Below are 13,791 nucleotides of genomic sequence, written 5' to 3'. Positions count from 1 at the left end.
TACTCACATCCGGAAGACGCCGAAGTTCGACGTCCCCTCGATCGGCGCATTGGCAATGGCGGACAAGCACATTCCCAGCACGGTGCGGGTGTCGCGGGGGTCGATTATGCCGTCGTCGTAGAGCCGTCCGGACAGGAACGCCGGCAGCGACTCGGCGTCGATCTGCGCTTCGACGGCGGCACGCAGTGCCGCGTCGGCGGCTTCGTCGACCTGGCCGCCGCGGGCTTCGGTGGCCGCGCGGCTGACGATGGAAAGCACGCCGGCCAGCTGCGCGCCGCCCATCACCGCGGATTTCGCGCTGGGCCAGGCGAACAGGAACCGTGGGTCGTAGGCCCGGCCGCACATGCCGTAGTGGCCGGCGCCGTAGGAGGCGCCGATGAGCAGCGAGATGTGTGGCACCTTCGAATTGGAGACGGCGTTGATCATCATCGAGCCGTGCTTGATCATCCCGCCTTCCTCGTACGCCTTGCCGACCATGTAGCCGGTCGTGTTGTGCAGGAACAGCAATGGCGTGTCGGACCGGTTGGCCAGCTGGATGAACTGGGTCGCCTTCTGTGATTCCTCGCTGAACAACACGCCGCGCGCGTTGGCCAGGATGCCGACCGGGTAGCCCCACAGGTTGGCCCAGCCGGTCACCAGCGACGAGCCGTACAGCGGCTTGAACTCGTCGAAGTCCGAGCCGTCGACGATGCGGGCGATGACGTCGCGCGGATCGAACGGGATGCGCAGATCGGCGCCGACGATGCCCAGCAGTTCGTCTTCGGGATACAGCGGCGGCACCACCGGCGCCGGCGTCGGGCCCTGCTTGCGCCAGTTCAGCCGGGCCACGATGCGCCGGCCGATGCGGATGGCGTCGAGCTCGTCCTGCGCGAAGTAGTCGCCGAGACCCGAGGTGCGGGAGTGCATTTCGGCGCCACCGAGGGATTCGTCGTCGGATTCCTCGCCGGTGGCCATCTTGACCAGCGGCGGGCCGGCCAGGAACACCTTGGAGCGTTCCTTGATCATCACCACGTGGTCGGACATGCCGGGGATGTAGGCGCCGCCGGCGGTCGAGTTGCCGAACACCAACGCGATGGTCGGGATGCCCTCCGCCGACAGCCGGGTGAGGTCGCGGAACATCGCGCCGCCGGGAATGAAGATTTCCTTCTGCGTGGGCAGATCCGCGCCGCCCGACTCGACCATCGAGATCACCGGCAGCCGGTTCTCGCGGGCAATCTGGTTGGCGCGCAGGATCTTCTTGAGCGTCCACGGATTGCTCGTGCCGCCCTTGACGGTCGGATCGTTGGCAACGATCAGGCACTCGACGCCCTCGACGACACCGATACCGGTGACGAGGCTGGCACCGACGACGAAGTCGCTGCCCCACGCAGCCAGCGGACTGAGCTCCAGGAACGGCGAGTCCGGATCCACGAGCTGCTCGATGCGCTCGCGCGCGGTCAGCTTGCCGCGGGCATGGTGGCGGTCAACGTATTTCGCGCCGCCTCCGGCCAGCGCCTTGGCGTGTTCGGCATCCAGCTCGGTGAGCTTGGCCGTCATCGCCGCGGCTGCTTCGGTGTAGCCCGCCGCCGCGGTGTCGAGCCGAGATTTGAGGGCGGTCATGACTGGAATCCCAACGTCTTGGCAGCCAGCGAGGTGAGAATCTCGGTGGTGCCGCCGCCGATGCCGATGATGCGCATGTCGCGGTACTGCCGTTCGATTTCCGACTCGGCCATGTAGCCCATGCCGCCGAACAACTGGACGCCCGCATTGGCCACCCACTCACCGGCCTCGACGGCCGTGTTCTTCGCGAAACAGACCTCGGCGATCAGGTTCGTCTCACCGGCGAGCTCCCGCTCGACCAGGTGATGCGTGTACACCCGGGCGACGTCGATGCGCCGCGCCATCTCGGCGAGGGTGTTCTGCACCGACTGCCGCGTGATGAGCGGCCGGCCGAACGTCTCCCGGTCCCGGCACCACTGCACGGTCAGGTCCAGGCAGCGCTGCGCGCTCGCATACGCCTGCGCGGCAAGGCCGACCCGCTCGGAGACGAAGGCGCCGGCGATCTGTAGGAAGCCGGAGTTCTCGGGCCCGACCAGGTTGGCGGCCGGGACACGGACGTCGACGTAGGACAGCTCGGCGGTGTCCGACGAGCGCCAGCCCATCTTCTCCAGCTTGCGGCTGACGGTGAAGCCCGGCGTGTCCTTGTCCACCACGATCAGCGAAACACCCGCTGCGCCAGGGCCTCCGGTGCGCACCGCTGTCACCACATAGTCGGCACGCACACCCGAGGTGATGTAGGTCTTGGCGCCGTTGATGATGAAGTCGTCACCGTCGCGGTCGGCGCGGGTGGTCAGGTGCCCGACGTCCGAGCCGCCGCCGGGTTCGGTGATGGCCAGGGAGCCGATCATCTTGCCCTGCAACGTCGGTCGCACGTAGGTGTCGATCAGTCGCTGGTCGCCGGAGGCGATCATGTGCGGCGTGGAGATGCCGCAGGTGAACAGCGACGCGAAGACGCCGCCGGGCACGCCGGCGTAATGCAGCTCCTCGCAGACGATCACGGCGTCGGCGCCGTCGCCGCCCCCGCCGCCAACGGACTCGGGCGCCTGGGCGCCCAACAGTCCGGCGGCACCGGCTGCCTCGTGCAGCGAACGGGGCAGCTCGCCGCTGCGCTCCCATTCGTCGACGTGGGGGAGGATCTCGCGTTCGGCGAACGCGCGCACGGTCTTTCGCAGTGCGTCACGTTCGGGCGTGGTCCAGATGCTCACGAAAACAGTTCCTCCGGGATGTCGAGATGACGGGTTCGTAGCCATTCCCCGAGGCCCTTGGCCTGGGGATCGAATCGGGCCTGGTACGCGACGCCTTCGCCGAGGATGCCCTCGATGACGAAGTTGATGGCGCGCAGGTTGGGCAGCAGGTGCCGGGTCACGGGCAGCTCGGCTGCCTCGGGCAGGAGCTCGCGCAGCTTCTCGACCGTCAATGCGTTTGCCACCCAACGCCATTGGTCGTCCGTGCGGACCCAGACCCCGACATTGGCAGAGCCGCCCTTGTCGCCGCTGCGGGCCCCGGCGATGGTGCCCAGCGGTGCGCGACGGACCGGCCCGGCGGGCAGGGGTTCCGGCAGCGCCGGATCGTCGACCGGTCCCAGCGCCACCGTCTCGGCGGACGGCGCGATGTCGGTGCGGGTGCCATCGGCCAGTACCGCCACGTGCGGCACCAGGGCCGCGTCGACGTAGCCGGGCTTGAACAGGCCGTACACCTGGCCGTCGCCCGGGGGCGCGGTGGTGGTGAAGCCCGGGTAGCTGGCCAGCGCGAGTTCGACTGCCGCTGCGGAGAATTGGCGGCCGACCTTGGCCGGATCGGGGTCGCGCACCACGCAGTGCAGCAGCGCGCTGGCGCGCTCCTCGGTGTCGGCGTCGGGATGATCGGTCCGCGCCAGCGTCCACTGCAACTCGGCCGGGCGCTGCGTGATGCCGGCCTCCAGCTGGCGCTGCAGCAGATCGGCCTTCGCCTCGATGTCGAGGCCGGTGAGGATGAACGACGCCGCATTGCGGAAGCCGCCGATGCTGTTGAGGGACACCTTCAACGTGGGCGGCGGCGCCTCGCCGCGGACGCCGGAGATGCGGACCCGGTCCGCGCCGTCGGACGTCAGCTCCAGCGAGTCGACCCGCAGGGTCGCGTCGGGGTTGGCGTAACGCGCGCCGGTGATCTCATACAGCAGCTGCGCGGTGACGGTGTCGACGCTGACGCGTCCGCCGGTGCCGGGGTGCTTGGTGATCACCGACGACCCGTCGGCGGAGATCTCCGCCAGCGGGAAACCGGGGCGGATGAGGTCGGGAATCTCGGTGAAGAAGCTGAAGTTGCCACCGGTGGCCTGCGTGCCGCATTCGATGACGTGGCCGGCGGCGATGGCACCGGCGAGTGCGTCGTAGTCGGTTCGGGCCCAGCCGAAGTGGGCGGCGGCCGGTCCGACGATCACCGAGGCGTCGGTGACCCGGCCGGTGACGACGACGTCGGCGCCGGACTTCAGGCAGTCCACGATGCCCCAGGCGCCGAGGTAGGCGTTGGCCGACAGCGGGGTGCCGAAGCCGAGCTCGTCAGCGCGCGCCACGAGATCGTCGCCCTCGACGTGTGCCACGTTGACCGACAGCCCGAGCTTGTCGGCCAGGGCGCGTACCGCTGCTGCCAGGCCCGCCGGATTGAGGCCGCCGGCGTTGGCCACGATCTTCACGCCCTTGTCCAGGGCGAGGCCGAGGGACTGCTCCAGTTGGCGCAGGAAGGTCTTGGCGTACCCGAGGTCGGGGTTCTTGGCCCGGTCCCGCGCGAGGATCAGCATGGTCAGCTCGGCGAGGTAGTCGCCGGTCAGGTAGTCCAGCTCACCCCCGGCGAGCATCTCGTGCATCGCCGCCAGCCGGTCGCCATAGAACCCTGAGCAGTTACCGATCCGGACTGCTGGTGATGTCACACACACTCCCGTCGTTCAACCAACCGGTAGGGAGGTTAGTCGGTACTAGCGGTACCGAGTCAAGGGGGCTGGGGGTTGCGTGTTGCCCGGTTGGGGCGACGTTTTGGAGCCTACGCAGGTCGACGGCTATCCTGAGGTGCAATCGCTGCGCACGCGAGAAGCAATAGAGCGCCCCCAGGCCCTATTTGTTCGCGACGCGGCCGACCGCAAGCAATTCCGTTTAGTCAGAGAGGTGCACATCATGGCTGTGCCCAAGCGCAGGATGTCGCGCTCGAACACCCGTAGCCGTCGCGCGCAGTGGAAGGCCGAGGCCACTGGCCTGGTCAACGTGAACGTCGCAGGTCAGGCACACAAGGTGCCGCGTCGCCTGCTCAAGGCCGCGCGTCTGGGTCTGATCGACCTCGACCGCCGCGCCTGAACCGACTGACGGTTTTTCTCGCGCCCGCGTGGCGCGTCTTCTCAGTCCGCTCTCAGATGGTGGGGTGAGACTGTGCCTGTGCGAATCCTTGTAGTCGACGATGACCGCGCTGTACGCGAATCACTGCGTCGGTCACTGACTTTCAACGGGTACTCGGTCGAACTGGCTCAAGACGGTGTCGAGGCGCTGGAGCGCATCTCCAGCGACCGGCCCGACGCTGTCGTGCTCGACGACATGATGCCCCGGCTGGATGGGCGCGGTGTCTGCCGTCAGCTGCGCAGCAGCGGTGACGACCTTCCGGTGCTGATGCTGACCGCCCGTGACTCGATCGATGAGCGGGTGGCCGGCCTCGACGCCGGTGCCGACGATTACCTGCCGAAGCCTTTCGCGCTCGAGGAGCTCCTGGCCCGGATGCGGGCCCTGCTCCGCCGTACCGGCCCCGCCGACGGCGCCGAGTCGGCGGCGTTGACGTTTTCCGACCTCAGCCTCGATCCGGTGACCCGCGAGGTCACCCGGGGGTCCCGTTCGATCAGCCTGACCCGCACCGAGTTCTCGCTGCTCGAGATGCTCATCCACAACCCGCGCCGGGTACTCAGCCGCAGCCGGATCCTCGAAGAGGTGTGGGGCTTCGATTTTCCGACGTCGGGCAATGCCCTCGAGGTCTACGTCGGGTACCTGCGCCGCAAGACCGAGGCCGAGGGAGAACCACGCCTGATCCATACCGTGCGCGGCGTGGGTTACGTGCTGCGTGAGACGCCGCCCTGATGCTCGACAAGCTTCGCGCAACCGTGGATCGGAAGATGCGGGAAGTGCCGCAGATGCCGGCGACGACGCCGGACGGCACGGTGCAACACGACGCCAGCTCGGTGTCGCTGAAATGGCGCGTCATGCTGCTCGCGATGTCGATGGTGGCGATGGTCGTCGTCCTCATGTCGGTCGCGGTGTACGTGGTGGTGTCCAAGGCGCTGTACGGCGACATCGACAACCAGTTGCACAGCCGCGCGCAACTGCTCATCGAGAGCGGTTCGCTGGCCGTCGACCCCGGCAAGGCCATCGAGGGCACCGCCTACTCGGACGTCAACGCGATGTACGTCATCCCGGGCCAGTCGATCTACACCGCGAATCAGCAGGGGCAGACGCTGCCGCTCGGGACGCCGGAGAAGGACGTCATCGCCGGCAAGCTGCTGATGTCGTTGCGTACCACCAACTATCAGCGCGTGCTGGCGGTGCATCTGCAGTCGGGTAACTCGCTGCTGATCTCGAAGAATCTCTGGCCCACCAGCCAGGTGCTCAAACGGCTGGGCACCATTTTGCTCATCGTGGGTGGAATCGGCATGGCCGTCGCCGCGATCGCCGGTGGCACGGTCGCGCGGACCGGGCTGAGACCCGTGGCCCGGTTGACCGAGGCCACCGAACGCGTGGCCCGCACCGACGATCTGCGCCCCATCCCGGTGTACGGCAATGACGAATTGGCCAGGCTGACAGAGGCTTTCAACATGATGTTGCGGGCGCTCGCCGAGTCGAGAGACCGGCAGGCCCGGTTGGTGTCGGATGCCGGGCATGAGTTGCGCACACCGCTGACGTCACTGCGGACCAATGTCGAACTGCTGATGGCGGCCATGGCACCCGGTGCGCCGCCGTTCCCCGAGGAGGAGATGGCGGGTCTGCAGTCCGACGTCATCGCCCAGATCGAGGAGCTGTCCACCCTCGTCGGCGACCTGGTCGACCTGACCCGCGACGATGCCGCGGTGACGGTCCACGAGCCCGTCGAGATGGCCGAGGTCGTCGAGCGCAGTCTGGAACGAGTTCGCCGCCGCCGCAATGACATTGAGTTCGACGTCGACATCGCCGGCTGGCAGGTGTACGGCGACGGGGCCGGGTTGTCCCGGGCGGTGCTGAACCTGCTCGACAACGCCGCCAAGTGGAGTCCGGCCGGCTCGGTGGTGGTGGTCCGGCTCGGGCGCATCAATCCGACGCACGCCGAGCTGGTGGTGTCCGACTGGGGGCCGGGTATCCCGCCGCAGGAGCGGGCGCTGGTGTTCGAGCGCTTCTACCGGTCGACGACGGCACGGGCGATGCCCGGTTCCGGTCTCGGGCTGGCCATCGTCAAGCAGGTTGTGCTCAAACATGGTGGCGCACTGCGGATCGAGGACACCGTGCCGGGCGGGTCGCCGCCGGGCACGTCGATCCATCTCGTGTTGCCGGGACGGCCCTCCGGCGTGACCGCAACACACCGGCCCTCTGGGCTGGACGTAACGGGCGTGACCACGGAAAATGAACCTGCCCGGACGGGGGAGGAAGTCTAGGGTGCGGCCTGTGGTGTCTCAGTGGATTCTCAGCCCGAAAGGGCACCGTCGGGTCATGTCGTTCGTTGTCCCGGCAACGAAAGCGGAAATACAGGAAGAGTGTCGACCAGTAATGACGAATCACCCGAGGTACTCGCAGCAGCCCGAGTCCGGTCGGCGTCCTGATTCCTATCAGTCCGCACCTGGCTACGGCGCGTCGCCGCAGCAGGGGTCGTCGTACGACTGGCGCTACGCCGGCCAGCAACAGAACACCGGGCAGTACCCCACGGGCAGCTACTCGACCGGTCAGTACCAGACGGGGCAGCACCAGACCGGTTCGTACACCACCGGCCAGTACTCGACGGGCCAGTACGGCACGCAGCCGTACGACCCCTACCGCAACGGGTCGCCGAACGGCCGGCCTTCGATCGCGCCCCGGCCGCAAAACCGTTCCCGCACAGGGCCTCTGATCGCCGGTATGGCGGCGGTGGCACTGGTGTCCGCGGGTATCGGCGGCGGCATCGTGATGCTGGCGCAGCCCGACTACTCGAGCAGCTCGACCTCGTTGGGCGGTTCGGCGCGCGGACAGCACGCCGGAAACGCGCCGATCGGTTCGGTGGAGCAGGTCGCCGCCAAGGTGGTGCCCAGTGTCGTGAAACTCGAGACCGACATGGGCCGGGCCTCCGAGGAGGGCTCGGGCATCATCCTGTCCGCCGACGGGCTCATCCTCACCAACAACCACGTGGTGGCCGGTGCCAAAGACGCCCCGCCGCCCGGGGCTCCGCCGGTGCAGACCAAGGTCACGTTCAACACCGGTAGCACCGCGACGTTCCAGATCGTCGGGACGGATCCGAGCAGTGACATCGCAGTCGTGCGGGCCAAGGGCGTCTCTGGCCTGACGCCCATCGCGCTGGGATCGTCGTCCAACCTGGTGGTGGGCCAGCAGGTGGTGGCCGTCGGTTCGCCGCTGGGTCTGCAGGGCACGGTGACAGAGGGCATCATCAGCTCGCTGAATCGCCCCGTCGCAGCGGGCGGCGACGCCAAGAACCAGAACACCGTGCTGGACGCCATCCAGACCGACGCCGCGATCAACCCCGGCAACTCCGGTGGTGCGCTCGTCAACATGAGCGGCGAACTGGTCGGCATCAACTCGGCGATCGCGACGCTCGGCGGGGATTCCGGCCAGTCGCAGAGCGGTTCGATCGGCCTGGGCTTCGCCATTCCGGTGGACCAGGCCAAGCGCATCGCCGACGAGCTGATCAAGAACGGCATCGCCAGCCATGCGTCGCTCGGCGTGCAGGTGGGTAATGACAAGGCCATCGACGGGGCCAAGATCGTCGACGTCACCAACGGTGGGGCGGCCCAGTCGGCCGGTCTGCCGAGTGGTGTGGTGGTGACCAAGGTGGACGACCGGGTGATCAGCAGCGCCGACGCGCTGGTGGCCGCCGTGCGCTCGAAGGCTCCCGGCGACAAGGTCACGCTGACCTACCTCGACACCGCGGGCAAACCGCAGACCGTTCAGGTGACCCTGGGAAAGGCGCAACAGTGATGAGTGCAGGGCCGAGTTCGATGTCAGAGGCGGGATATACGGTGACAGGCATGGAACAGGCAGGGGAATTGGCCGGGCGCGCGCTCGTCGTGGTCGTGGACGACCGGACCGCGCACGGCGAAGAGGATCACAGCGGCCCGTTGGTCACCGAACTGCTCGGTGAGGCCGGCTTCCTCGTCGACGGCGTCGTCGTGGTCCCGGCCGATGAGATCGAGATTCGCAACGCCCTGAACACCGCCGTGATCGGCGGCGTCGACCTGGTCATCTCCGTCGGTGGCACCGGCGTCAGCCCGCGTGATGTCACGCCGGAAGCCACCCGCACCATGCTCGATCGCGAATTGCTCGGTATCGCCGAGGCGCTGCGTTCGTCGGGTCTCGCCGCAGGTATTTCGGACGCTGGGCTCTCGCGTGGCCTGGCCGGAGTCTCGGGAAGCACGCTGGTGGTCAACATCGCCGGCTCACGTGCGTCGGTGCGCGACGGCATGGCGACGCTGGGGCCGTTGGCGGCGTACATCATCGCTCAGCTGTCGAGCCTCGACATCTGATAGCTGAGCTCCGCTGGGGCTCGTAGGTCGAACGGAGTGGTCATGAGTTCGTCTCACCCGGACCCTTCAATTTGGCAAAGGTGTGAGCTTGATCACACTCGCCGGGGGCTGTGATGAGCGATACACAGCCCTCTCGCGACCTAGTTAACAAGGTGTTCGGCGACGTTTTGCCGGACGTTACCCGGGACGAATGTAACGAACCCTCCCCGGTCGGGGAGGGTGACCGGGATCGCTGGCTACGGGAAAACGTTCCGCCGCACCATCGCTGAGCACGCTGTTCTCACAACGCGTGGTCGCGAATGAGGTTAACTCCTGATTGCGCCGGTCAGCGGCCTCGTTGAGCGCATGTTTCCGTCTTGTTTCGGCCCGACCGGCCCTCGGGGTCGACGCCGGTGCGCAGGTAGTTCCCAGCAAATTTTTCCGGATCGGGAATATATGCGCGGTCTTTATGCCGTTCGCATTGCCGGAAGGTACGTACGCCGATATCTTCCTCGTGTCAACGATGAGCAAAAGGTAAGAGCGACATTTGAAGTTCGCCTGAGGGCGTAAATGGAGTTCTTGCAACGGTCGCGCGGTCAGCTTGCTGGCACCGCCTACTGAGCTAGGGAGAATATGAAGGCATTCAGCCGGGTGCTGGTGGCGGCGGTTGCGGCGACCTCGTCGCTGTTTTTCGGAGCGGGTACGTCCCATGCGGGTCTCGATAATGAGCTGAGTCTGGTCGACGGCCAGGATCGGACGCTGACGGTGCAGCAGTGGGACACGTTCCTCAACGGTGTGTTCCCGTTGGACCGCAACCGGCTGACGCGCGAGTGGTTCCATTCGGGCCGGGCCAAGTACAACTGCGCCGGCAAGGGCTGCGATGAGTTCGCGGGCACGTTGGAGCTGGGTTACCAGATCGGTTTCCCCTGGTCGCTGGGTGTGGGTATCAACTTCAGCTACACGACGCCGAACATCCTGCTCGACGATGTGAACCCGTTCCTCATCCCAATGGGGAGTTTTGGCAATGGCGGCATCATCACGCCGAACCTGTTCCCGGGTGTCTCGATCTCCGCTGACCTGGGCAACGGCCCGGGTATTCAGGAAGTCGCGACGTTCTCGGTGGACGTGTCCGGTCCGGCCGGTGGCGTCGCGGTGTCCAACGCGCACGGCACTGTGACTGGTGCGGCTGGTGGTGTGCTTCTGCGTCCATTCGCCCGCCTGATCGCCAAGACCGGTGATAGCGTCACCACCTACGGAGAACCCTGGAACATGAACTAGGTGAGAGCCGATCACGCCTAGGCCGTATGCTAGGCGCCGACGACGCATTCGGGGCGGCGTCGACAGACCAGTTCATCTGGTTTCGTCGACGCCGCCCGTCGTCTGCGCGGAACTTCATATGGAAGATCAAACCCAGAGAGTGGGGGGACCATGAAGGCATTCAGTCGAGTGCTGGTAGCACTGGTAGCGGCGCTGTCGTCGCTGTTTCTGGGGGCAGGTACGTCCCATGCGGGTCTGGACAATGAGCTGAGCCTGGTCGACGGTCAGGATCGGACGTTGACGGTGCAGCAGTGGGACACGTTCCTCAATGGTGTTTTTCCGTTGGACCGCAACCGGTTGACGCGTGAGTGGTTCCACTCGGGCCGGGCGAAGTACAACTGCGCCGGCAAGGGCTGCGATGAGTTCGCGGGCACGTTGGAGCTGGGTTACCAGATCGGTTTCCCGTGGTCGCTGGGTGTGGGTATCAACTTCAGCTACACGACCCCGAACATCCTGCTCGACGATGTGAACCCGTTCCCCTCGGCGTGGGGTCCGCTTGGTTATCAGGGCAATGGCGGCATCATCACGCCGAACCTGTTCCCGGGTGTCTCGATCTCCGCTGACCTGGGCAACGGCCCCGGTATCCAGGAAGTTGCGACGTTCTCGGTGGACGTGTCGGGCCCGGCGGGCTCGGTCGCGGTCTCGAACGCGCATGGCACGGTGACCGGCGCGGCCGGTGGCGTGCTGTTGCGTCCCTTCGCTCGCCTGATCGCCAAGACCGGTGACTCGGTGACCACCTACGGCGAACCCTGGAATATGAACTAGGCCTGAAAAGGGTATGAGTAGGAGCGCACAGCTCGTCTGCTGAGCGCCAACGACGTACTTTGGGGCGGCGTTGACAGACCGAAAGGTCCGTCGACGCCGCCCCGTCGTTTTGCCGGGCATTGACAGTGAAAAGTAGGCCCGGGAGTGGGGAAAATGACGGCGTTCGGTCGTGTGTTGGTGGCAGTGCTGGTGGTGGTCGCGTCGTTGTTCCTGGCAACGGGTACGTCGCAGGCCGGTGTGGACAATGAGCTGAGTCTGGTCGACGGCCAGGATCGGACGCTGACGGTGCAGCAATGCGACACGTTCCTCAACGGCGTGTTCCCGCTTGACCGCAACCGGCTGACCCGTGAGTGGTTCCATTCGGGCCGGGCCAAGTACAACTGCAATGGCGCCGGGTGCGACGAGTTCGCCGGGGCGCTGGAGCTGGGTTATCAGATCGGCTTCCCGTGGTCACTGGGTGTCGGCATCAATTTCAGCTACCAGACGCCGAATATCCTGCTGGACAACGTGACTCCGGCGACGTTCACCGGTCAGGGCTTTGGCGGCATCATCACGCCGAACCTGTTCCCGGGTGTGTCGATCTCGGCGGACCTGGGCAACGGCCCGGGTATCCAGGAAGTCGCGACGTTTTCGGTGAACGTATCGGGCCCCGCGGGTTCGGTCGCCGTCTCGAATGCCCACGGGACCGTGACCGGTGCGGCCGGCGGCGTCATGCTCCGGCCCTTCGCACGGTTGGTCTCCGAGACCGGCGATTCGGTGACCACGTACGGCGAACCCTGGAACATGAACTAGACCCGACCGGTTCGCGCCGGCCTACGGCGAAGTCCCCGGCCACCGGCCGGGGTGCCGACGTCGAACTACGGGTTGTTGCCGGTGTCCTTGTTTGTGGTGAGCAGATCGCGGATCTCGGTCAGCAGTTCGACTTCCTTCTTGACTGCTTCTTCTGTGACGGTGCGGAACCGGCTGTACGGCAGCACGATCACGAAGTAGATGACGGCCGCGACCAGGACGAAGTTGATGGTCGCGCTCAGGACGGCGTTCAGGTCCATGTAGTTGTCGCCGAGCAGATGGATGCGCAGCACACCGTACGAGTGGTCGCCGCCGGCGCCGATGCTGGAGATCAGCGGCTGGATCACCTGGTCGGTGAACGACTTCACCAGCGTGGTGAACGCGGCGCCGATGACCACCGCGACCGCCAGGTCGACGATGTTCCCTTGCATGAGAAACGCCTTGAAGCCCTTGAACATGACTGGCCTCCCTGTGATACATCCTGTACCCACGAACGGTAAGACCGACGTGGGCGTCGCGCAGTAGGCGGCGGCCTCACGATCGCAACAGATGCGATCCGGTGACGAAATCGAAATCGGCCGGCGGGAAAATTCTCCGGTCAGTGCAGCGTGACGGTGATGGTCCGGTGCAGAGCCGCGCCGGCGACGGCGTTGGCGCTGTGCCGCGGCAGGGCGACGAGTACGACGCGTTCGTCGGCGCTCGTCGGTGACTTGCGCCGTTCGGACACCAGCACCACCCGCGCGGCGGTGGCGATCACCTCGGCCGGCGATTGATCGGCTGTCGTGCCGGCGTTCTCCGGTCCGGCCAGGACGTCGACCACGTCGCCTGCGCGCAGCAGGTCCGGGAGCGCGGCGTCCGCCAGATGCAGTGGCACCATGCGCGCGTCGGGCCCGGCGGCGGCGACGGTGAGCCGGGAACCGAGTATCCGCACGTCGGTGATGACCTCGCCGCGTCGCGCTGGGGCGGCCAGCGTCGAGCCCACGACGGCGCTGGATTCGCGCAGTGCGCCGTCGGGAATGCCTGGCGCGGAACGGGATTCGACGACGACGTCGTCGGCCGTCAAGGCCGAGCCGGGGGACAGGTCGTGCTTGGCGACGACGACGGCGACCTGTCCGTCCTCAGGGTCGGGGCGAAATTCGATGACGGCCGCGAGGACCACCAGCATTCCCGCGGCGACGCGGCGCGCGGCGGTGGTCCTGGCCCAATCGGGCCGCAGCTTCTGTGTCAGTCGGCCGAGCAACGGCGCGTCGAGTGAATCCCCCATGCAGTAACGGTAGGGATTCTGTGCGGGAAACACAGGCCGGAAGGCTTCCGGCCTGTGGATAACTCAGTTGGACGCGGCGGCGGCCGGTGCGGCCGACTTCGTGCTGCTGCTCGACGAGGACGACGAAGACGAGTCCGACGAGCTGGAGCTCGACTCGCTCTTTGCGGGAGCGGCTGCGGTGCTGGAGCTCTTCGAATCGCGGTTGTCGGTGCGGTAGAAGCCGCTGCCCTTGAAGACCACGCCGACGGAACCGAACAGCTTGCGCAGCCGGCCGTGGCACTTCGGGCATTCGGTCAGCGCGTCATCGCTGAATGCCTGCACCGCGTCGAACCGGTTGTCGCACTCGGTACACGCGTAGGAATAGGTCGGCACGTAAACCTCCGAGGTCGTCAAACTTGTTAGCACTCTACCGGCTTAAGTGCCAAAACAGCTATTCGGT

The 13,791-nt window shown here is 66.5% G+C and carries 14 protein-coding genes; 8 read left to right on the top strand and 6 right to left on the bottom strand.

Annotation, left to right across the window (positions count from 1 at the left end):
• Nucleotides 1–3: 3 nt before the first annotated feature.
• The 3 genes from G6N46_RS13915 to G6N46_RS13905 are packed head-to-tail and all read right to left on the bottom strand — an operon-like array spanning nucleotide 4 to nucleotide 4,441.
• Nucleotides 4–1,599: an acyl-CoA carboxylase subunit beta gene (locus G6N46_RS13915; protein WP_061005711.1), complete on the bottom strand. Its 1,596-nt coding sequence runs from the start codon at nucleotides 1,597–1,599 to the stop codon at nucleotides 4–6.
• Nucleotides 1,596–2,744 (bottom strand): acyl-CoA dehydrogenase family protein, encoded by a 1,149-nt coding sequence (locus tag G6N46_RS13910; RefSeq protein WP_061005709.1) that lies wholly within the window; start codon nucleotides 2,742–2,744, stop codon nucleotides 1,596–1,598. Before G6N46_RS13910 ends, G6N46_RS13915 begins: the two co-directional genes overlap by 4 nt.
• On the bottom strand, nucleotides 2,741–4,441 hold the full coding sequence (locus tag G6N46_RS13905; protein WP_407665104.1) for an acyclic terpene utilization AtuA family protein: 1,701 nt from the start codon (nucleotides 4,439–4,441) through the stop codon (nucleotides 2,741–2,743). The genes G6N46_RS13910 and G6N46_RS13905 overlap by 4 nt, the downstream gene beginning before the upstream one ends.
• Nucleotides 4,442–4,682: 241 nt before the next feature.
• Between G6N46_RS13905 and rpmF the strand changes: the two genes are divergently transcribed.
• The 8 genes from rpmF (at nucleotide 4,683) to G6N46_RS13865 (ending at nucleotide 12,091) form a co-directional block, all read left to right on the top strand.
• Nucleotides 4,683–4,859, top strand: coding sequence for a 50S ribosomal protein L32 (gene rpmF / locus G6N46_RS13900; RefSeq protein WP_061005745.1), 177 nt, complete (start codon nucleotides 4,683–4,685; stop codon nucleotides 4,857–4,859).
• Nucleotides 4,860–4,937: 78 nt separating this feature from the next.
• A complete protein-coding gene (locus G6N46_RS13895) occupies nucleotides 4,938–5,624 on the top strand; it encodes a response regulator transcription factor (RefSeq protein ID WP_020099048.1) in 687 nt (228 codons plus the stop codon).
• Between the two features lie 53 nt (nucleotides 5,625–5,677).
• Nucleotides 5,678–7,165 carry a HAMP domain-containing sensor histidine kinase gene (locus G6N46_RS13890; RefSeq protein ID WP_138248120.1) on the top strand — a complete coding sequence of 496 codons (1,488 nt, stop codon included), beginning with the start codon at nucleotides 5,678–5,680 and terminating at the stop codon, nucleotides 7,163–7,165.
• A 112-nt stretch (nucleotides 7,166–7,277) separates the two neighbouring features.
• Complete coding sequence (locus tag G6N46_RS13885; RefSeq protein WP_138248052.1) at nucleotides 7,278–8,693, top strand: S1C family serine protease; 1,416 nt, start codon at nucleotides 7,278–7,280, stop codon at nucleotides 8,691–8,693.
• Nucleotides 8,694–8,713: 20 nt separating this feature from the next.
• Entirely contained in the window at nucleotides 8,714–9,238 is a 525-nt protein-coding gene (locus G6N46_RS13880; RefSeq protein ID WP_133763292.1) for a MogA/MoaB family molybdenum cofactor biosynthesis protein, read from the top strand.
• Nucleotides 9,239–9,850: 612 nt separating this feature from the next.
• Complete coding sequence (locus G6N46_RS13875) at nucleotides 9,851–10,495, top strand: porin MspA (protein ID WP_138248053.1); 645 nt, start codon at nucleotides 9,851–9,853, stop codon at nucleotides 10,493–10,495.
• Between the two features lie 150 nt (nucleotides 10,496–10,645).
• The gene (locus G6N46_RS13870; protein WP_138248054.1) at nucleotides 10,646–11,299 is read left to right on the top strand and encodes a porin MspA; all 654 of its coding nucleotides are present in this window, start codon (nucleotides 10,646–10,648) and stop codon (nucleotides 11,297–11,299) included.
• A 153-nt stretch (nucleotides 11,300–11,452) separates the two neighbouring features.
• Nucleotides 11,453–12,091, top strand: a complete 639-nt coding sequence (locus G6N46_RS13865) for a porin MspA (RefSeq protein WP_138248055.1) — start codon at nucleotides 11,453–11,455, stop codon at nucleotides 12,089–12,091.
• 65 nt (nucleotides 12,092–12,156) lie between these two features.
• On the opposite strand, the gene mscL is transcribed toward G6N46_RS13865, so the two are convergent.
• From mscL to G6N46_RS13850, 3 genes are all read right to left on the bottom strand, one after another.
• Complete coding sequence (gene mscL, locus G6N46_RS13860; RefSeq protein WP_138248056.1) at nucleotides 12,157–12,546, bottom strand: large-conductance mechanosensitive channel protein MscL; 390 nt, start codon at nucleotides 12,544–12,546, stop codon at nucleotides 12,157–12,159.
• 140 nt (nucleotides 12,547–12,686) lie between these two features.
• Nucleotides 12,687–13,352 carry an SAF domain-containing protein gene (locus G6N46_RS13855; protein ID WP_138248057.1) on the bottom strand — a complete coding sequence of 222 codons (666 nt, stop codon included), beginning with the start codon at nucleotides 13,350–13,352 and terminating at the stop codon, nucleotides 12,687–12,689.
• Between the two features lie 63 nt (nucleotides 13,353–13,415).
• Nucleotides 13,416–13,724, bottom strand: a complete 309-nt coding sequence (locus tag G6N46_RS13850) for an FmdB family zinc ribbon protein (protein ID WP_138248058.1) — start codon at nucleotides 13,722–13,724, stop codon at nucleotides 13,416–13,418.
• Between the last annotated feature and the right edge of the window lie 67 nt (nucleotides 13,725–13,791).

The sequence above is a fragment of the Mycolicibacterium phocaicum genome (assembly GCF_010731115.1).
In the GTDB taxonomy this organism is placed as follows: Bacteria; Actinomycetota; Actinomycetes; order Mycobacteriales; family Mycobacteriaceae; genus Mycobacterium; species Mycobacterium phocaicum.
This window is presented reverse-complemented; position numbering and strand designations above follow the sequence as displayed.

Bases quoted from the DNA above. Each gene is read 5' to 3' on its own strand.
- G6N46_RS13855 (WP_138248057.1), bottom strand. From the start codon at position 13,352: ATGGGGGATTCACTCGACGCGCCGTTGCTCGGCCGACTGACACAGAAG.
- rpmF (WP_061005745.1), top strand. From the start codon at position 4,683: ATGGCTGTGCCCAAGCGCAGGATGTCGCGCTCGAACACCCGTAGCCGT.
- G6N46_RS13875 (WP_138248053.1), top strand. From the start codon at position 9,851: ATGAAGGCATTCAGCCGGGTGCTGGTGGCGGCGGTTGCGGCGACCTCG.
- G6N46_RS13865 (WP_138248055.1), top strand. From the start codon at position 11,453: ATGACGGCGTTCGGTCGTGTGTTGGTGGCAGTGCTGGTGGTGGTCGCG.
- G6N46_RS13890 (WP_138248120.1), top strand. From the start codon at position 5,678: ATGCCGGCGACGACGCCGGACGGCACGGTGCAACACGACGCCAGCTCG.
- G6N46_RS13870 (WP_138248054.1), top strand. From the start codon at position 10,646: ATGAAGGCATTCAGTCGAGTGCTGGTAGCACTGGTAGCGGCGCTGTCG.
- mscL (WP_138248056.1), bottom strand. From the start codon at position 12,546: ATGTTCAAGGGCTTCAAGGCGTTTCTCATGCAAGGGAACATCGTCGAC.
- G6N46_RS13885 (WP_138248052.1), top strand. From the start codon at position 7,278: ATGACGAATCACCCGAGGTACTCGCAGCAGCCCGAGTCCGGTCGGCGT.
- G6N46_RS13880 (WP_133763292.1), top strand. From the start codon at position 8,714: ATGTCAGAGGCGGGATATACGGTGACAGGCATGGAACAGGCAGGGGAA.
- G6N46_RS13915 (WP_061005711.1), bottom strand. From the start codon at position 1,599: ATGACCGCCCTCAAATCTCGGCTCGACACCGCGGCGGCGGGCTACACC.